At 69.5% G+C, this 18,108-nt stretch carries 15 protein-coding genes; 11 read left to right on the top strand and 4 right to left on the bottom strand.

The features are described 5' to 3' along the window. Positions 1 to 46: 46 nt before the first annotated feature. From yajC to ACEXHE_RS03570, 4 genes are all read left to right on the top strand, one after another. The gene (yajC, locus tag ACEXHE_RS03585; protein WP_356966526.1) at positions 47 to 553 is read left to right on the top strand and encodes a preprotein translocase subunit YajC; all 507 of its coding nucleotides are present in this window, start codon (positions 47 to 49) and stop codon (positions 551 to 553) included. A 64-nt stretch (positions 554 to 617) separates the two neighbouring features. Continuing rightward, positions 618 to 2,519, top strand: coding sequence for a protein translocase subunit SecD (gene secD / locus ACEXHE_RS03580; RefSeq protein ID WP_374784729.1), 1,902 nt, complete (start codon positions 618 to 620; stop codon positions 2,517 to 2,519). Further along, positions 2,516 to 3,598, top strand: coding sequence for a protein translocase subunit SecF (gene secF / locus ACEXHE_RS03575; protein WP_374784728.1), 1,083 nt, complete (start codon positions 2,516 to 2,518; stop codon positions 3,596 to 3,598). Before secD ends, secF begins: the two co-directional genes overlap by 4 nt. Positions 3,599 to 3,679: 81 nt before the next feature. Continuing rightward, on the top strand, positions 3,680 to 6,091 hold the full coding sequence (locus ACEXHE_RS03570) for a RelA/SpoT family protein (RefSeq protein WP_374784727.1): 2,412 nt from the start codon (positions 3,680 to 3,682) through the stop codon (positions 6,089 to 6,091). 12 nt (positions 6,092 to 6,103) lie between these two features. On the opposite strand, the gene ACEXHE_RS03565 is transcribed toward ACEXHE_RS03570, so the two are convergent. Then, the gene (locus ACEXHE_RS03565) at positions 6,104 to 6,730 is read right to left on the bottom strand and encodes a hypothetical protein (RefSeq protein ID WP_374784726.1); all 627 of its coding nucleotides are present in this window, start codon (positions 6,728 to 6,730) and stop codon (positions 6,104 to 6,106) included. 92 nt (positions 6,731 to 6,822) lie between these two features. After that, positions 6,823 to 8,508 (bottom strand): DUF349 domain-containing protein, encoded by a 1,686-nt coding sequence (locus ACEXHE_RS03560; protein ID WP_374784725.1) that lies wholly within the window; start codon positions 8,506 to 8,508, stop codon positions 6,823 to 6,825. Positions 8,509 to 8,786: 278 nt separating this feature from the next. On the opposite strand from ACEXHE_RS03560, the gene hisS reads away from it, so the two are divergent. Continuing rightward, entirely contained in the window at positions 8,787 to 10,154 is a 1,368-nt protein-coding gene (hisS, locus tag ACEXHE_RS03555) for a histidine--tRNA ligase (protein WP_374784724.1), read from the top strand. A 73-nt stretch (positions 10,155 to 10,227) separates the two neighbouring features. On the opposite strand, the gene ACEXHE_RS03550 is transcribed toward hisS, so the two are convergent. Then, positions 10,228 to 11,496, bottom strand: coding sequence for an APC family permease (locus ACEXHE_RS03550; RefSeq protein ID WP_374784723.1), 1,269 nt, complete (start codon positions 11,494 to 11,496; stop codon positions 10,228 to 10,230). A 170-nt stretch (positions 11,497 to 11,666) separates the two neighbouring features. Between ACEXHE_RS03550 and aspS the strand changes: the two genes are divergently transcribed. The 3 genes from aspS to ACEXHE_RS03535 all read left to right on the top strand — a co-directional run bounded on the left by aspS (position 11,667) and on the right by ACEXHE_RS03535 (position 14,483). Further along, positions 11,667 to 13,511 carry an aspartate--tRNA ligase gene (aspS, locus tag ACEXHE_RS03545; RefSeq protein WP_374784722.1) on the top strand — a complete coding sequence of 615 codons (1,845 nt, stop codon included), beginning with the start codon at positions 11,667 to 11,669 and terminating at the stop codon, positions 13,509 to 13,511. 193 nt (positions 13,512 to 13,704) lie between these two features. After that, the gene (locus ACEXHE_RS03540) at positions 13,705 to 14,262 is read left to right on the top strand and encodes a DUF4232 domain-containing protein (RefSeq protein WP_260061591.1); all 558 of its coding nucleotides are present in this window, start codon (positions 13,705 to 13,707) and stop codon (positions 14,260 to 14,262) included. Beyond that, complete coding sequence (locus ACEXHE_RS03535; RefSeq protein ID WP_356966512.1) at positions 14,259 to 14,483, top strand: hypothetical protein; 225 nt, start codon at positions 14,259 to 14,261, stop codon at positions 14,481 to 14,483. Before ACEXHE_RS03540 ends, ACEXHE_RS03535 begins: the two co-directional genes overlap by 4 nt. A gap of 15 nt (positions 14,484 to 14,498) precedes the next feature. Here the strand turns inward: ACEXHE_RS03535 and dtd are convergent, their stop codons facing one another. Then, complete coding sequence (gene dtd / locus ACEXHE_RS03530; protein ID WP_374784721.1) at positions 14,499 to 14,945, bottom strand: D-aminoacyl-tRNA deacylase; 447 nt, start codon at positions 14,943 to 14,945, stop codon at positions 14,499 to 14,501. 204 nt (positions 14,946 to 15,149) lie between these two features. Here dtd and ACEXHE_RS03525 point away from each other — a divergent pair, with 204 nt between their 5' ends. From ACEXHE_RS03525 to rpsD, 3 genes are all read left to right on the top strand, one after another. Further along, a complete protein-coding gene (locus ACEXHE_RS03525) occupies positions 15,150 to 16,505 on the top strand; it encodes a replication-associated recombination protein A (protein WP_374784853.1) in 1,356 nt (451 codons plus the stop codon). Between the two features lie 124 nt (positions 16,506 to 16,629). Next, entirely contained in the window at positions 16,630 to 17,139 is a 510-nt protein-coding gene (locus ACEXHE_RS03520; RefSeq protein ID WP_356966506.1) for a general stress protein, read from the top strand. Positions 17,140 to 17,437: 298 nt separating this feature from the next. Continuing rightward, positions 17,438 to 18,064, top strand: coding sequence for a 30S ribosomal protein S4 (gene rpsD / locus ACEXHE_RS03515; protein ID WP_091696261.1), 627 nt, complete (start codon positions 17,438 to 17,440; stop codon positions 18,062 to 18,064). The last annotated feature ends 44 nt before the right edge of the window (positions 18,065 to 18,108 follow it).

Genomic DNA, 18,108 nt, shown 5'->3' with positions numbered 1-18,108 from the left:
TGACCCAGTTGACCTGTGCCCCGAACCTGAATGTGGTGTCTCCTTCATGCCTCTGAGCGTCTTCGACCTCGCCCCGACCGCCTCCGTCCTCGCCCAGAACGGCCAGCAGGCCGCTCCGGGCTTCGATCCGTTCCTGCTGATCATGCTGGCGCTGTTCGGCCTGATGATCTTCTTCATGTTCCGCAAGAGCAAGAAGGTCCAGCAGCAGCAGCAGGAGATGCGCTCCACCGTCGCCCCCGGCGTCGAGGTGATGACCTCCATGGGCCTGTTCGGTCGTGTCGTCTCCGTGGACCAGGAGGAGAACAAGGTCGTCCTGGAGCTCTCGCCGGGCAACACCGCCACCGTGCACATGCAGGCCATCGGCCAGGTCATCGATCCGGTGAGCACTGAGGCCGCCGCCCAGGCAGAGGGCTTCGAGGCCCCGGCCTACGAGCAGGGCAGCGACTATGACCTCAACGGTGAGTCGACGCGCCCGGCCGGTGACCCCACCGACCCCCGCGGTCCCATCGACCCACAGGACCCCCGCCCGGACACCGGTCGCCCTCAGGCCTGACCTCCCTGCGGCCGGGGCACCCCGGCGCCTGATGACACTCCGCTGAACGAAAGCCGTCCTCTCCATGTCTGACAAGACCCCCCGAGGTCGGGCCAAGCGCACCCTGTGGTGGCTGCTGGCCCTGACCCTCGCCCTCACCGCTGCCCTCGGCGTCGGCGTGGCCACCGGCCAGACCGATGGCGCCCCCAAGCTCGCACTGGATCTGGAGGGCGGCACGCAGATGGTCCTGGCGCCCCAGGTCAGTGGTGGTCAGCAGGCCACGGAGGAGCAGCTGGGCCAAGCGGTGGAGATCATCCGTCAGCGCGTGGACGGCTCCGGTGTCTCCGAGGCAGAGATCGCCACGCAGGGCGGCAGCAATGTCGTCGTCTCCCTGCCGGGCATCCCCGATGAGCGGACGCGGCAGCTGATCCAGGCCTCCGCGGACATGGAGTTCCGCTCCGTGCTCTCGATCGCCGGCGGTGATCCTGTGCCGGAGGAGGAGCGGACCGCGCTGGAGGACTTCCCCCAGCCCGAGGGCGAACCGGCCAACGGCTCCGACCCGGCCTGGATCACTCCCGAGCTGGCCGCCGAGTTCGAGGCCATGGACTGCGCGGCCGAACTGGCGAACCCCAATCGTGAGCCGAAGCCGGCTGATCAGGGGACCGTGGCCTGCCAGCCTGCCGATGAAGAGCGGGGCATGCCGGCCATCAAGTACCTGTTGGGACCGGTGGAGGTCAAGGGCACCGAGATCGCCGACGCCGACTACGGGATGACCCAGTCGCCGACCGGCGTCTCCACCAACCAGTGGGCCGTCAATCTGTCCTTCACGAACGAGGGCACCGAGAAGTTCCGCGATGTCACCACCCGACTGACCCCCTTCGCCGACGGTGACCCGCGCAAGCAGTTCGCCGTCCTGCTGGACGGTGCGGTCATCACGGCACCTCAGTCCAATGCCGTCATCACCGACGGACGCGCACAGATCACCGGCAGCTTCACCGAGCTGACCGCCCAGGGGCTGGCCGAGCAGCTCAGCTACGGCGCGCTGCCGATCAGCTTCGAGATCCAGTCCGAGCAGCAGATCTCGGCCACGCTGGGCTCCGACCAGCTGCGCATGGGACTGATCGCCGGACTGATCGGCCTGATCCTGGTGGCGGTCTACTCCTTCTTCCAGTACCGCGTGCTGGGACTGGTCACCATCGCCTCCCTGGTGGTGGCCGGCGTCCTGACCTACCTGGCGATCGTGCTGCTGGGCTGGTCGGACAACTACCGACTCTCCCTGGCCGGCATCGCCGGCATCATCGTGGCCATCGGCCTGACCGCCGACTCGTTCATCGTCTACTTCGAACGCATCAAGGACGAGCTGCGGTCCGGACAGAGCCTGGAGGCGGCCGTGGAGCTGGGCTGGGCCCGCGCCAAGCGGACGATCACCGCCTCCAAGGCCGTGAACCTGCTGGCCGCCGTCGTGCTCTACTTCGTGGCCGTGGGCAACGTCCGCGGCTTCGCCTTCACCCTCGGCCTGACCGCCGTGGCTGACCTGATCGTGATCTTCATGTTCACCCACCCGGTGATGCGCCTGCTGGCTCAGACCCGGTTCTTCGGCGGCGGCCACCGCTGGTCCGGACTGGATCCGTCGCTGCTGGGCGTGGAGCCGCTCTACAAGGGCGCCGGCCAGGTCCGTGCCTTCCGTCCTCGGGCCGCGGCAGCGGCCAACGGGGCCGGCGCCAACGGCGGCGGCAAGGCGGCTCGCCGCAGTGCCAGATCCGCCAAGGAGGCCGAGCGCCGCCAGACCATCGCTGAGCGTCGGCGCGCCGAACGGCAGGAGCAGCTGGCCGGAACCCCGGTGGGCGAGGCCCTGAGCTCCCGCCCTGGCTCATCCACCACCCTCAGCCCGGCCGAGGCCGATCAGGCCGGCCGCCGCCCCCGCGGCGGCAGCCACGCCGCCGGCCCTGACACCATCCGCACCCAGGACGGGGAGGACTCCAAGTGACGTCACTGGCACAGTGGGGCAACGAGCTCTACACCGGAAAGCGCTCCTACCCGTTCGTCCAGAAGTGGAAGCTGTGGTTCGCCATCGCCGCCCTGCTGCTGCTGGTCAGCGGCGGCCTGACGATGATGCGCGGCGGATTCAATCTGGGCATCGAGTTCCGTGGCGGATCCGAGTTCACCGTCTCCGGAGTGGAGAACACCGATCCGTCCTTGGGGCAGGCCGCCATGTCCGAGGCCGCGCCTGAGTCCGAGTCCACGGTGACCAACATCGCCCCCGGCACCATGCGGGTCCAGACCGAGCAGCTGGACGACACCCAGACCCTGGCCGTGGGCGACCGCCTCCAGCAGGCCTACGGGGTGGGCGAGGACCAGGTCACCTCCAACTTCATCGGCCCCACCTGGGGAGAGGCCGTCTCACAGCAGGCGCTGTTGGGCCTGATCATCTTCGTGGTCCTGGTGGCCCTGTTGATGGCTGTGTACTTCCGGACCTGGAAGATGTCCCTGGCCGCCGTGATCGGCCTGCTCTATGTGGTGGCCCTCTCGGCCGGGATCTACGGTGCCGTGGGCTTCGAGATCACGCCCTCGGCCATCATCGGGTTCCTGACGATCCTCTCCTACGCCCTGTATGACACGGTGGTGGTGTTCGACAAGATCAGAGAGAACACGGAGACCTCCCTGGAGGACTCCCGCCGCACCTTCGCTGAGAACGTCAACCTGGCCATCAACCAGACCCTGGTCCGCTCCATCAACACCTCCATGGTGGGCGTGCTTCCGGTGGGCTCCATCCTGTTCATCGGCGTGTTCCTGCTGGGCGCCGGTACCCTGCGTGACATCGCGCTGGCCCTGTTCGTGGGCATCATCGTGGGCACCCTGGCCACCCTGTTCATCCAGGCCCCGCTGTACGCGCTGCTGCGCCGCAACGAACCGTCCATCCAGGCCCACGACCGCAAGGTCCTGGACCAGCGCGTGGGCGAGGAGCCGGCCGAGTACGCCGCGACCTTCGAGACCGAGCTGGAGGAGAAGGAGGCCGCTGCCGCACGCAAGCCCGGCGCGGACCTGGAGGAGCGTCCGGCGCACTAAGCTGGAGTGCATCCTCCTCGCGGACTCTCCGTGAGCACGGATGACCATGGCAGCGGACCTCGGCCCGCGGGAAGGACAGCGGTGACAGCGAACCCTGCTCAGCCCGAAGGAACCAGCGCGCCCGGCCCCGCCGGCTCACGCCAGGAGACCGGTCCCGACGACGTCGCAACCGCCCCAGCAGGGGAGGCGGCTCCCAGCCCGGTGGGCAGTGCGTCCACGGCAGGTGTGGGCACCGTCGTCTCGCGGCGTCCGCGCGGTCGTCTGGCCCGGCTGACCGGTCGTCACGTCACGGCCTACTCGCCGATCCTGGAACCGCTGATCCGCACCCTGAAGGTCCGGCAACCCAAGGAGGACCTGGACCTGATCATCCGGGCCTACGAGGTGGCCGAGGCCTGCCACGCCGGTCAGCGGCGCAAGAGCGGGGACCCGTACATCACCCATCCGGTGGCCGTGGCGACCATCCTGGCCGAACTGGGCCTGTCCGGGAACACGTTGGCCGCCGCCCTGCTGCATGACACGGTGGAGGACACCAGCTACTCCCTGGACCAGCTGCGCAAGGACTTCGGCGAGGAGGCCGCCCACCTGGTGGACGGCGTGACCAAGCTGGACAAGGTCAAGTTCGGGGACGCCGCCCAGGCCGAGACCGTGCGCAAGATGGTCGTGGCCATGGCCCAGGACGTACGGGTGCTGCTGATCAAGCTCGCCGACCGCCTGCACAATGCCCGGACCTGGAGGTACGTCTCCCCGGAGTCCAGCGCCCGGAAGGCCAAGGAGACCCTGGAGATCTACGCTCCACTGGCCCACCGGCTGGGTATGAACACCATCAAGTGGGAGCTGGAGGACCTCTCTTTCGCCGCCCTGCATCCCAAGGTGTACGCCGAGATCGTGCGACTGGTGGGGGAGCGCACCCCGGAGCGGGAGAAGAACCTCACCGGACTGCGCGGTGAGATCGAGCGTCAGCTGCGGGAAGCCCGGATCAAGGCCGTGGTCACCGGCCGGCCCAAGCACTATTACTCCGTGTATCAGAAGATGATCGTGCGGGGCAAGGACTTCGACGAGATCCACGATCTGATCGGCGTGCGCGTGCTGGTCGACTCGGTGCGGGACTGCTATGGCGCGTTGGGTGTGCTGCACTCCACCTGGAGTCCGCTGCCGGGGCGGTTCAAGGACTACATCGCCATGCCCAAGCTGAACATGTACCAGTCGCTGCACACCACGGTGATCGGTCCGGGCGGCAAGCCGGTGGAGATCCAGCTGCGCACCCACGAGATGCACCGGCGTGCCGAGTACGGCGTGGCCGCGCACTGGAAGTACAAGAACCAGGCGCAGACCGGTGAGGGCGGTGCTGCCGGCACCGTGGAGGGCACCCCGGCCTGGCTGCGCTCGGTCATGGACTGGCAGAAGGACACCAAGGACCCGAACGAGTTCCTGCAGTCGCTGCGCACCGAGATCGACGCCGCTGAGGTCTTCGTCTTCACCCCCAAGGGGGAGGTGATGGCCTTGCCGGCCGGCTCCACGCCGGTGGACTTCGCCTATGCCGTGCACACCGAGGTGGGTCACCGCACCATCGGGGCCCGCGTGAACGGCAAGCTGGTGCCCCTCAACAGCGAGCTGGCCCACGGCGACTGGGTGGAGGTCTTCACCTCCAAGACCGAAGGGGCCGGCCCCAGCCAGGACTGGATGAACTTCGTGCGCAGCCCTCGAGCGCGCAACAAGATCCGGCAGTGGTTCTCCAAGGAGCGCCGTGAGGAGTCGATCGAGAAGGGCAAGGAGCAGCTGACCCGTCAGCTGCGGCGGATGAACCTGCCCCTGCACCGGCTGATGAGCGCGGAGGCACTCGGCGAGGTCGCCACCGTCCTGAGCCTGCCGGATGTCCCGGGTCTGTATGCGGCCATCGGTGACGGAAACGTCTCGGCGCAGAACGTGATGGAGCACCTGGAGGCACTGACCGAACCGGTCGAGTCCGAGCCGAGCCTGGACACCGTGCCGATCACGCAGGTCTCCCGGGCGCCGCGCCATTCCGACTCCGGCGTGGTGGTCCAGGGCTCGGCCGATGTCATGGTCAAGCTGGCCCGGTGCTGCACGCCCGTGCCGCCGGATGAGATCGTGGGCTTCGTCACCCGCGGATCGGGTGTCTCGGTGCACCGCGCGGACTGCTCCAATGTGGGTCCGCTGACCCAGGAGCCCGAGCGCATGGTCGAGGTCTCCTGGGCCCCCACCCAGTCCTCCGTGTTCCTGGTGGAGATCCAGGTGGAGGCCCTGGACCGCAAGTCACTGCTCTCGGACGTGACCCGGGTGCTGGCCGAGCACCACGTGAACATCCTCTCGGCTTCGGTGAACACCTCCCGGAGCCGGGTGGCGATCAGCAAGTTCGTCTTCGAGCTCGGAGACCCGAAGTTCCTGAGCCACGTGCTCTCCTCAGTGCGCCGGATCGACGGCGTGTACGACGTCTACCGCACCTCGGGGCGGCAGCAGCACCGAGAGTCCCGCTGAGCACCGTTCCGGTCAGACCGTGACCACGGTGCGCTCCAGGACCGCCTCGAGCCGTTCGCGGGCCTGGAGCATGCCCGGTAACCTGCGCCGGCGTTCGAATCGCGCACGCAGCGCGGCGGGGTGAGTGCATCCGGCGAGGCGCTGCACGGTGTGCTCCAGAGCCAAGTCCACGCTGCCGTCGGCGCTGTCCCGCAGCAGGTCCTCCAACGTCCGGTCGGGAGTCGTGCACCGCAGTCCGTGCAGGATCTGGACGTCCTCCTGTGCCTCAGCGGTGTGACCTGCCGGGGCGGCGACGTCGAGCTGACGCAGGACCAGGGGCAGGGCCACGGCCAGGGCAGGTGGACGGTGGAAGTGGCTGACGGCCGCCTCCAGCCGTGTGGGTGCCGTCCCGCCGACGTGGACCCACGCTGCAGTCCTGCCCACGGCACACCAGTGGCCCGCCAGCACGGGGGCGGCGATCTGCAGCACCGCTGCGGCCCGCAGGGCGGCGTCGGCCGGAGTGGCCGCTGAGCGGTAGAGGCCTCCGAGCAGAGGCCGGACCATGCCTGTCTGGGCCATCAGCTGCAGCTCGGGCGCGGTGAACGGGCGGCCGGGGACCAGCAGTGCGTGGTCGGTCGCGGGGTCGTCAGTGGGGTGCACTCCTCCAGGGTGGCAGAGACAGCTGTGGCCCGGCACGGGGCCGGGCCACAGCTGTGGACAACCTCTCCGTAGGGGAGGCTGCACCGGGAGAGTCAGCTCTGGGAGGCCTGGAGCATCTCCAGCCACTGACGCCGTGCGTCCAGGGCCTCCTGGGCCTGGGTGATCTTCTTCTGATCACCCTGGGCCTGGGCCTGCTCCAGGTCCTTCTCCAGTCCGGCGATCGTCTCCTGCAGCTGGCTCACCGCCGAGCTGGTCCGAGCCTGGGTCTCCGGATTGGTCTTCTGCCAGTGCTCGTCCTCGGCCTGCTTCAGCGCCTCCTCGAGCTTGCGGAATCCCGACTCCATGCGGGAGATGTCCTTGCGGGGGACCCGCCCTGCGTCCTCCCAGCGGCCACGGAGGTCATTGAGCGCTGCACGGCCGGCCTTGAGGTCGGTGAACGGCAGCAGCTTCTGGCCCTCGGCGAGGATCTGCTCCTTGACCTTCAGGTTGTCCCCGTACTCCCGGTCGATCTCGTCGTTGGCGGCCTTCCGAGCGGCGAAGAACGTGTCCTGGGCACCCCGGAAGCGGGCCCACAGGGCGTCGTCCTCCTTGCGTGAGGCCCGTGGCGCGGCCTTCCACTCATCCATCAGGTCACGGTAGGCCGCCGTGGTGGGGCCCCAGTCCGTGGAGCTGGAGAGCTTCTCGGCGCGCGCGATCAGCTTCTCCTTGACCGACTTGGCCTCGGCATTGGTGGCATCCAGCTGGGAGAAGAAGGCGCGGCGGTGCTTGTCGAAGGTGGTTCGGGCGGCACGGAAGCGCTTCCACAGTCCGTCCTCGACCGACTTGCCCAGACGAGGACCGGCCTTCTGGGCGGCCTTCCACTGATCGAACAGCTCGGCCATGCGTGCGCTGGCCTGCTTCCACTGGACCTGGTGAGGGTCCTTGGCAGCCCAGTCCTCCGCCTCAGCGACGATGCCCTCACGGACAGCCAGCTGCTCAGCCTGCGCGGCCTCCAGCGCTGCCTTGTCAGCGGTGCGACGCTCGTCCAAGGTGTCCTGCAGGGCGGCGAGTCGGTCCCGGAGCGTGGGCAGATCGCCCACCATGCCGCGGGCCTCGACCGTATCCTGCAGGTGGTCCAGGGTCTTCTGGATCTCCCCGGCCGGAGCTCCGGCGGCAACGCGCTGCTCCAGCAGCATGGTCTGGGAGACGACGTCGTCGTACTTGCGCACGAAGTAGGCCAGGGCCTCCTGCTCGGTGGCGTCCGGGTACTGCCCGACCTGGACCTCCTCACCGTTGTCCAGCAGGGTCACATGGCCGTCCTCGCTGACCCGGGCGAACTGGGCGGCCTCCTCCAACGGCGTGGAGTAGGCCGGGGCGACCAGGGGAGCGGCGGCGGGCTTGGCCCCACTCTTGCCAGCCCCCTTGGCGCCGGAGCCGCCGGGGCGCTGGGCCAGCTTGGGCAGAGACGCCGGAGACGGGGCACCGGGCGTGGGCGGCTGGGGGACCGCGGCAGGCTTGGGTGCAGAGGGCGCCGCCGGTGCGGCCGTGGGCTCCTCTGCCGTGGGCGCGGCTTCGGCCTCCGGTGCCTGCTCAGCTGCCGGAGTGCCCTGCTGAGCCTGGTCCTGCGGCTGGTCCTCTCCGGCGGCGGCCGCCGGAGCTTCGGTGCTCTCCACCGACTCCAGCACCGCTGCGGTCTCGGCCTCGGCCGCAGGAAGGTCGGTCTGGTCGGCCGGTGCGGGGACGGGCATGTCCTCGGCGGGGGTGGTGGGCTGGTCGTCGGGCTGCTGACTGGTGGTCACCGCTGGAACTCTCTTTCGGTGCCCTGCACCGACCCCAGGACTGGGTGCGCGCAGGGGGCACGGACACGATCACGGCCAGCCTACCGGCACGGATGCACCGGTGGGACGGATCTGACGCACCGCGGTCACCTGGACGGGAACGCCGAGCCGAAGGACGGGCGACCTAGAATGTGAAGGCGTGTGGCCGTCGTCGGGACGGGCCTGTCTGTGGGGCTCCTTCTGATCACGGGTGTCCACGCGTGTCACGTCCTGTCCCTGAACCGATGAGAAGGTCTCCCATGTCCCGCAAGGCATCCCTGTCCGGCTTCCACGAGTGGCTCCCCGCGGAGCGGATCGTGGAGCAGCATGTGCTGGACATCCTGCGGCGGACCTTCGAGCTGCACGGTTTCAGCTCGATCGAGACCCGCGCGGTGGAGACCCTGGGACAGCTGCTGCGCAAGGGGGAGATCGACAAGGAGGTCTACGCGGTCTCCCGGCTCCAGGAGGACCAGACAGCCCAGTCAGGCGCGGAGGCCAAGGATCCCAACGACCCCAAGCGACTGGCCCTGCACTTCGACCTGACCGTGCCCTTCGCCCGCTACGTGGTGGAGAACGCCGGCCACCTGGCCTTCCCGTTCCGCCGCTACCAGATCCAGAAGGTCTGGCGCGGTGAACGTCCTCAGGAGGGGCGGGCCCGGGAGTTCACGCAGGCGGACATCGACGTGGTGGGTGACGGCACCCTGCCGTTCCGGTACGACGTGGACGTGGCCCTGGTGATCGCCGAGGCCCTGGGCGCCCTGCCGATCGGGGACTTCACGCTGCGGATCAACAACCGCAAGCTCGCCGAGGGCTTCTACCGGGGGATCGGGCTGGAGGACACCGCCGGGGTGCTGCGCTCCATCGACAAGCTGGAGAAGGTCGGCGCCGAGCGCGTGGCCGAGCTGCTCCAGGAGGAGCTCGGCGCCACCGCCGAGCAGGCCGCCCAAGCCCTGGCGCTGGCGCAGATCCGGACCGAGGACACCTCCTTCGTGGAGCAGGTCCGCGCGCTCGGTGTGGAGCACGAGCTGCTGGAGGTGGGGCTGGCCGAGCTGACCGAGGTGATCGGTGAGCTGCACCGCCGCGCCCCCGGACGTGCGGTGGCCGACCTGTCGATCGCCCGCGGCCTGGACTACTACACCGGGACGGTCTACGAGACGGTGCTCACCGGACACGAGCAGCTGGGCTCGATCTGCTCCGGCGGCCGGTACGACGCGCTGGCGTCCAAGGGCAACCGCGTGTTCCCGGGCGTGGGCCTGTCCATCGGTGTCACCCGACTGGTGATGCGCATGCTCTCCCAGCAGATGGCCACTGCCAGCCGCTCCGTGCCCACCGCCGTCTACGTGACCCTGGCCAACGAGGACTCCTGGAGCGCCGCGCAGGACACCGCCCAGCTGCTGCGCGCACGCGGGGTCGCAGCCGAGGTGGCCGTGTCCGCCGAGAAGTTCGGCAAGCAGATCAAGTACGCCGACCGCCGTGGGATCCCCTTCGTCTGGTTCTCTGAGGTCGGTGAGGACGGTGCGCTGACCCACCAGGTCAAGGACATCCGTTCCGGCGAGCAGGTGGACGCTGACCCGGAGACCTGGACCCCGCCGGCGGCGGACCTCGTCCCGCAGGTGGTGCAGGCCTGACAGGCCTGACGGCGGCCACCTCCATCCTCAGCCGCCGGGCTCACTGGACAGGGTGAGGGCGGGGTCATCCAGGTCACCGAGCAGACGCTCGACCGACCACGGCCCGGCCCACCAGGCCCACGGCGAACACGGTCAGCATGGTCAACACCGAGACCGGGGGCAGCGTGACGGCCAGCAGCACGCACAGCGCCAGCCCCACCAGGTTGAACCACCGGGGCCCGGCGATCACCCGCTCCTGCAGCGTGCTCGCGGCCAGGTTGGACACCGCGTAGTACACCAGCACACCGAAGGAGCTGAACCCCACCACGGTGAGGATGTCTGTGGCCAGCACCAGTCCGATCACCACCACGCCCGTCACCACCTGGGCCACCCACGGCACCGAGGTCCGCTCGTCCACCCGGGCCAACGGCCGCGGCAGATCGCCCTCACGCGCCATGGCCAACGCTGTGCGGGAGATCCCCGCCACCAGGTTCAACATGGACCCCAGGCTCGCCAGCGCGGCTCCCACCACGGCCAGCCAGACCCACCCCGACCCGAGGGTCGCCTCCACGGCGTCCCGCACGGGGGCAGGCGACCCCGCCAGTCCTTCGGCCCCCAGCACCTGCAGCAGCGCCACAGCCAGCACCACATAGAGCACCAGGGTGAAGCCCAGCGCGCTCATCACGGCACGGGGGATCGACCGCCGCGGGTCCACCACCTCCTCGCCCAGCGTGGCGATCCGGGCGTACCCGGCGAAGGCGAAGAACAGCAGCCCCGCCCCCTGGACCACGCCCCACAGCGAGCCGGGCTGGGAGGTGCCGGCCGTCGTCGGGAACTGCTGCGGTGAGCCGCTGAAGGCGGCGATGATCACCACCACCAGGATCAGCACCACCGGGACCACGATCGCCATGGTGGCCTGGGCGGTGCGGGTGATGCCCAGCAGATTCACCCCGGTGATCACCACGACGGCGGCCACCGCCACCCAGCGCGGCGTCCAGTCGGTGCTGGGGTCACCCGGTGCCACATAGAGGGCGAAGGTGTAGGCCATGGCGGCCACGGAGGCGGACTTGCCGGTCACGAACCCCCAGCCGGCGATGAACCCTGCCGTGTCATTGAGCTGTCTGCGGCCGAAGGTGTACGCCCCGCCCGAGGTGGGGTGGACTGCGGCCAGCTGCGCGGTGGACGTGGCATTGGCCCAGGCGGTGAGCCCGGCCAGCGCCAGGGCGGCCAACAACCATGCCCCAGCGTGCGCGGCGGCCAGGCCGAGGGCGGAGAACACCCCGGCGCCCACCATGGAGCCGACGCCGATCACGATCGCCTGCGGCAGGGTCAGCCTGCGGGCCAAGGACGGTGTGGCAGACATGGCGGACTCCTTGCGGACGGAGGGACGTGCGGACCGGTCAGGGTGCGGGACGCACTAGACTCGACGGCGAACCCGATCTCTATCACACCGAACCGACGTCCACGTGAACCGTCTGCCACCGCGCCTGCGCGCGGGCTGGAGAGCACCACGATCGGACGGGAAGGACCTCTGTGCTGCGCACACATCAGCTGGGCGACCTCAACGCCTCGCTCATCGGACAGACCGTCACCGTCACCGGCTGGGTGGCCCGCCGGCGTGACCACGGCGGCGTGGCCTTCGTGGACCTGCGCGACGCCTCCGGCTTCGCCCAGGTGGTGGTGCGGGACGAGAAGGACTTCGATCCGCTGCGCAACGAGTACGTCCTGCAGGTCACCGGCACCGTGGAGCGCCGCCCGGAGGGCAACGAGAACCCGAACCTGCCCTCCGGCGAGATCGAGCTGATCACCGAGACCGTGACCGTGCTCAACACCGCCGCTCCGCTGCCGTTTCAGATCGACGAGCACGTGGAGGTCGGCGAGGAGGCGCGCCTGCGTCACCGCTACCTGGACCTGCGCCGCCCGGACCCGGCCCGTATCATGCGCCTGCGCTCGGACGTGAACCGGACCGCTCGCGAGCTGCTGCACGGCGAGGGGTTCATGGAGGTGGAGACCCCCACCCTGACCCGCTCCACCCCTGAAGGTGCCCGTGACTTCCTGGTCCCGGCCCGCCTGGCCCCGGGCTCCTGGTACGCCCTGCCGCAGTCGCCCCAGCTGTTCAAGCAGCTGCTCCAGGTCGGTGGCGTGGAGAAGTACTACCAGATCGCCCGCTGCTACCGGGATGAGGACTTCCGCGCCGACCGCCAGCCGGAGTTCACCCAGCTGGACATCGAGGCCTCCTTCGTGGAGCAGGACGATGTGATCGAGCTCGGCGAGAAGATCGTCAAGGCCGTGTGGTCTCTGGTGGGCGTGGACGTCCCCACGCCCATCCGCCGGATGACCTACCACGAGGCCATGCAGAAGTACGGCTCGGACAAGCCCGATCTGCGCTTCGGCCTGGAGCTGACCGAGCTGACCGAGTACTTCCAGGACACCCCGTTCCGGGTGTTCCAGGCGCCCTACGTGGGTGCCGTGGTCATGCCCGGCGGTGCCTCGCAGGCCCGCCGCACCCTGGACGCCTGGCAGGAATGGGCCAAGCAGCGCGGCGCCAAGGGGCTGGCCTACGTGCTCATCCAGGAGGACGGGTCCCTCACCGGACCCGTGGCCAAGAACATCTCCGACCAGGAGAAGGCCGGACTGGCCCAGGCCGTGGGCGCACAGCCCGGCGACTGCGTCTTCTTCGCCGCCGGCGAGGCCAAGGCCTCTCGTGCGCTGCTGGGTGCCGCCCGCGTGGAGATCGGACACCGAGTCGGCCTGATCAAGGACGCCGGACCGGATGTCCCCGCCTCCGAGGCCGACTGGGCCTTCGTGTGGGTGGTGGACGCACCCATGTTCGAACCGGCCGCTGACGCTGTGGCCTCCGGTGACGTGGCCGTGGGCGCCGGCGCCTGGACCGCCGTGCACCACGCCTTCACCTCGCCCAAGCCCGAGTTCGCCGAGACCTTCGACACCGACCCCGGATCCGCCCTGGCCTACGCCTATGACATCGTGTGCAACGGCAACGAGATCGGCGGCGGCTCCATCCGCATCCACCGCCAGGAGATGCAGGAGCGCGTCTTCCAGGTGATGGGACTGTCCGAGGAGGAGGCCCACGAGAAGTTCGGCTTCCTGCTGGAGGGCTTCAAGTACGGCGCCCCGCCGCACGGCGGCATCGCCTTCGGCTGGGACCGGGTGGTGGCCCTGCTCGCCGGGACCGAGTCCATCCGCGAGGTCATCGCCTTCCCCAAGACCGGCAACGGCTACGATCCGCTCACCGCCGCCCCCGCTCCGATCACCCCGCAGCAGCGCAAGGAGGCCGGGGTGGACGCCAAGCCGGAGCCGAAGGCCCCTGCGGAGAAGTGCTCTGAGTCGAAGGCCTCTGACGCCGCCGAGCAGAAGTAGCGCCGTGGGCGGGGGACGCCGGTGCGCGGCAGCGGTCGGTGTGCTCGCCGGGCTCCTCCTGACCGGCTGCACACCGGTACCGAGCCCGGACCCCACGCCCACCACCGCTGCCTCACCCACGGATCGACCACCGGCATCCGTGGGACCGGCGCACGAGTCAGAGGTGCCCACGGACTGGGATCGGGCACAGGATGTGGCGACCCCGGCCATGGGGCTGAACGGTGACCAGCTGCTCGACCTGGTGCGCCTGCCCGCCACGGCAGACACCGGCCCCGGCACCTGCAGCTCCGCCGCGACCACCGCAGAGATGGGAGCCGTGGAGGCCGCACTGGGGTCCCGCTACGCCCACATCACCGTGACGAACACCGGGTCCCAGGCGTGCACGCTGCAGGGATACCCAGGAATCGGGGCACGCGGAGCGTGGGACCATCCGTTCGTGCTGCAGGTCGAGCAGACGGCCCTGACGCCGACCTTCGGGTACCACCCGGAGACGGAGTCCCTCACCCCGGAGGCGGTGCTCCTGGACCCGGGTGAGTCCGCAGTGGTGCCGTTCCGGTACACCGGAGACCTCGGCGGCAGTGACGCTGAACCACTGGACGCCCTGGTCCTGCAGCTGGCCAGAGACACCCCGCCGGTCCTGGTGCAGGCGGCCGCAGAGCAGGCGTTCGATCTCTCCATGTTCACCACGGTGTCCGTGGGACCCTTCCAGCTTCAGCACGATCCCGACGACGAGGAGGACAGCAGTCCATGAGCGCCACGCCCCCGAATACCGGCCCGGCCCGCAGCCAGCGCCCGCCCACCTGGGCCACCACGCTGCCGATCATCCTGGCCACGTTCCTGACCAACATCGTGATCGATCTGACCACGGACTGGAGCATGGCCGTCCGATGGGCGGTGGCGCTGGTGGTCGGCGTGCTCGTGGGCGCTGTGGTGCTCGCCTGGTGGCAGCGCTCCCGGGGGACGCGCGCCTGAGCTGCAGCTGAGGGTTTAGCGCACGGGCGGCGGGTCGTCCGTGTCCACCAGCAACGTGAACGGTCCCGAGTTCACCAGCGAGACCTCCATCATCGCCCCGAACCGCCCCGACTCCACCTGCGCACCCTGCGCGCGCAGCTCGGCCATGAAGCGTTCGTACAGCGGTTCGGCCTGATCGCCGCGTGCGGAGCGGGTCCAGGAGGGCCGCCGCCCCTTGCGCACGTCCCCGTAGAGGGTGAACTGACTGACCACGAGCAGTGGCGCCGCGGCGCTGGCGCAGGACCGCTCGTCCTCCAGCATGCGCAGGTTCCACACCTTCTGGGCGAGCTGGACGGCCTGGGCCTCGGTGTCCTCGGCGCTCACCCCCAGCAGCACCACGAGCCCTGGACCGGACAGCTCGCCGACCACCTCACCTTCGACCGTGACGGAGGCGGACCGGGCTCGTTGCAGCACTGCTCTCATGACACCATTGTGGGCACACCCGTGCCGCCCGCCGGCCCCCACGTCCGCCGTGTCCGTGGCCACCGATAGGCTGGACGGGTGAGTGACCTGTTCAGTGCCGCGTTCGACGGACCCAACGGATCCGACGAGTCCGCCGCCGAGGCCCAGGACGCCCGCACCTCATCGACCGGACGCACGCGCCCCTCCGCGCCTCTGGCCGTGCGCATGCGGCCGCGCAGTGTGGACGAGGTGGTCGGCCAGCAGCACCTGCTCCACCCGGGTTCACCCCTGCGCAAGCTCGCTGAAGGGGGAGGCGCCCGCGGAGCCGCCGGGCCGTCGTCGTTGATCCTCTACGGGCCACCGGGGACCGGCAAGACCACCTTGGCCCATGTCATCGCCCGTGCCCCGGACCGCACGTTCGTGGAGCTGTCCGCCATCTCCTCCGGAGTCAAGGACGTGCGCGCGGTGATGGACCAGGCCCTGACCGACCGCGACCTCTACGGCCGCACCACCGTGCTGTTCCTGGACGAGATCCACCGCTTCAACAAGGCCCAGCAGGATGCGCTGCTGCCCGGCGTGGAGAACCGCTGGGTGGTCCTGGTGGCCGCCACCACGGAGAACCCGTCCTTCTCGGTGATCGCCCCGCTGCTCTCGCGGTCGCTGATGCTGACCTTGCGGCCCCTCACGGACGAGGACATCTCCTCGCTGCTCCAACGCGCCGTGACGGACGAGCGTGGACTGAACGGCTCGGTCGAACTGACCGAGGACGGGCTGGACTATCTGGTGCGCATGGCCCAGGGGGATGCCCGTCGAGCCCTGACCACGCTGGAGGCCGCGGCAGGAGTCACCATCGATCGCCAGCAGATTCCCGACGACGACACCCAGGACGAGCAGGACGGCTCCCCGGGAGTGCCCCGCATCAGTGTGGAGGACGCCGCCCAGGCCATGGACCGGGCGGTGCTGAGGTATGACAAGGCCGGCGACCAGCACTACGACGTGATCAGCGCGTTCATCAAGTCCATCCGAGGCTCGGACGTGGATGCGGCTCTGCACTACCTGGCGCGGATGCTCGAGGCGGGCGAGGACCCGCGGTTCATCGCCCGGCGCCTGATCGTCTCTGCCTCCGAGGATGTGGGGATGGCCGATCCCACCGCTCTGCAGACGGCTGTCGCCGCGGCCCAGGCGGTCCAGCTGATCGGCATGCCGGAGGGAAGGCTGGTGCTGGCTGAAGCCGTGGTCCACCTGGCCACCGCGCCCAAGTCCAACGCGTCCTATGCCGCGATCAACGCCGCAGTGGCCGATGTGCGCGCCGGCCGGGCAGGGCAGGTGCCTGCGCACCTGCGTGATGCGCACTATCCGGGAGCCCAGGCACTGGGCCACGGCAAGGGCTACGTCTACTCCCATGACGAGCCGCACGGCGTGGCCCGGCAGCAGTACCTGCCGGACACGCTCAAGGACCAGCAGTACTATCGCCCCACGGACCGCGGCGTGGAGCGTGGACTGGGGGAGCGCTGGCAGCAGCTGCGGGCTCTGATCCGCGGCATGCCGGGTCCATCTCGAGACCGCGGCACCGGACAATAGGCTTTGGCTCGCGTCATCAATGCTGTTGTTGATGCTGTTATCGGAATAGTCGGAGCGCCTGGCGTGTTGAGATGATCTGGGCCGCCGTCCGACGGCCGTCACCCCCCACCTGTGAGGAGACCCTGTGACCACCCCAGCACAGAACCCGGCCGCTCGACTGATCCCGAACACCACCGAGGTGGACTACCGGATCCTGGAGAGCGTGGACACCTATCCCCAGGCCCAGGCGCTGGTGGACCGGCTCTCCGACGGCGGATTCCCGGTGGAGAAGGTGCGGATCGTGGGCACCGGCCTGCGCTCGGTGGAGCAGGTGGTCGGTCGACTGACCACGGGCAAGGCGGCCCTGCAGGGTGCGCTGCAGGGTCTGTGGTTCGGCCTGATGGTCGGCATCCTGCTGGGCATCTTCGCGGCTCCCGGCAGCTGGCTGTGGACCGTGCTGGTCGGTGTGGGCATCGGTGCCGTCTGGGGCGCGATCTTCGGGGCCATCTCCCACGCCATGACCGGCGGCAAGCGAGACTTCGCCTCACTGTCCACCTTCGAGGCGGAGGCCTATGACGTCCTCGTGGAGGCCACGCACGTCTCCCAGGCGGCCGAGATCGCCCGCGCGCCGCAGGGTCCGGCCGCCCAGGGCTGACCTGGTAGAGTAGTGCGCTGTCTGGCAAGCGCCGCCAGTTCTCCTCTGCTTCCTGTCCACTCGGGCGGGCATGAGGTCCTCGTTCTCGACATCGCCTCCGGGCGTGGTCCGATGTGCGGCGTTGCAGCGTATGACGGGCAGCGGCATGCCCCTCAGCTCTCCGATGGACGACCGGAGGCCAGGTTCCAGCCCACCCTTGTCTCCGTGGTTCCACGGTGCGCCGGCACGCAGTCACGCGGTCCGGCATCAGGGCTGGAGATCAACCACAACCGTGCCGCCTGACAAGAAAGGAGCCCTCGTGGCTTCCAACCTGCGTACCCGCCGTACCGTGCGTCACTCGCGCGCCCTCGGCATCGCCCTGACTCCCAAGGCCGAGAAGTACATGGAGCGCCGTCCGTACGGCCCCGGCCAGCACGGCCGCGCCCGTCGCAAGGCCGACTCCGACTACTCGGTGCGTCTGAAGGAGAAGCAGCGTCTTCGCGCCCAGTACAACATCCGTGAGGCCCAGATGCGCCGCTACTTCGAAGAGGCCAAGCGCACCTCCGGCCTGACCGGTGAGAACCTGGTGGAGCTGCTGGAGATGCGCCTGGACGCCCTCGTGCTGCGCTCCGGCTTCGCCCGCACCATCCAGCAGGCCCGCCAGATGGTCGTGCACCGCCACATCATGGTGGACGGCAAGCGCGTGGACATCCCCTCCTTCCGCGTCAAGGAGGGACAGATGATCCACGTGCACGAGCGCTCAGAGAAGATGGTGCCCTTCCAGATCTCCGCCACCGGCGCCCACCAGGAGGTCCTTCCGGCCGTCCCCGGGTACCTGAACGTGGAGATCGAGAAGCTGCAGTCCACGCTGACCCGCCGCCCGAAGCGCTCCGAGGTCCCCGTGACCTGCGAGGAGAACCTCGTGGTGGAGTACTACGCTCGCTGATCCTGCGAGTGCGCAGCGGCATCGCCGCCCTGCAATCCTGAGAC

Origin of the sequence: Micrococcus sp. IITD107 (assembly GCF_041927415.1) — a bacterium.
GTDB classification, from domain to species: domain Bacteria; phylum Actinomycetota; class Actinomycetes; order Actinomycetales; family Micrococcaceae; genus Citricoccus; species Citricoccus terreus.
The sequence above is the reverse complement of the archived record's forward strand: the minus strand, read 5'-3'. Positions and strand labels throughout refer to the sequence as shown.

Coding starts and splice junctions, on each gene's coding strand:
- yajC (WP_356966526.1), top strand. CDS start 47: ATGCCTCTGAGCGTCTTCGACCTCGCCCCGACCGCCTCCGTCCTCGCC.
- secD (WP_374784729.1), top strand. CDS start 618: ATGTCTGACAAGACCCCCCGAGGTCGGGCCAAGCGCACCCTGTGGTGG.
- hisS (WP_374784724.1), top strand. CDS start 8,787: ATGTCCCGCAAGGCATCCCTGTCCGGCTTCCACGAGTGGCTCCCCGCG.
- ACEXHE_RS03550 (WP_374784723.1), bottom strand. CDS start 11,496: ATGTCTGCCACACCGTCCTTGGCCCGCAGGCTGACCCTGCCGCAGGCG.
- ACEXHE_RS03535 (WP_356966512.1), top strand. CDS start 14,259: ATGAGCGCCACGCCCCCGAATACCGGCCCGGCCCGCAGCCAGCGCCCG.
- dtd (WP_374784721.1), bottom strand. CDS start 14,945: ATGAGAGCAGTGCTGCAACGAGCCCGGTCCGCCTCCGTCACGGTCGAA.
- ACEXHE_RS03525 (WP_374784853.1), top strand. CDS start 15,150: ATGCGGCCGCGCAGTGTGGACGAGGTGGTCGGCCAGCAGCACCTGCTC.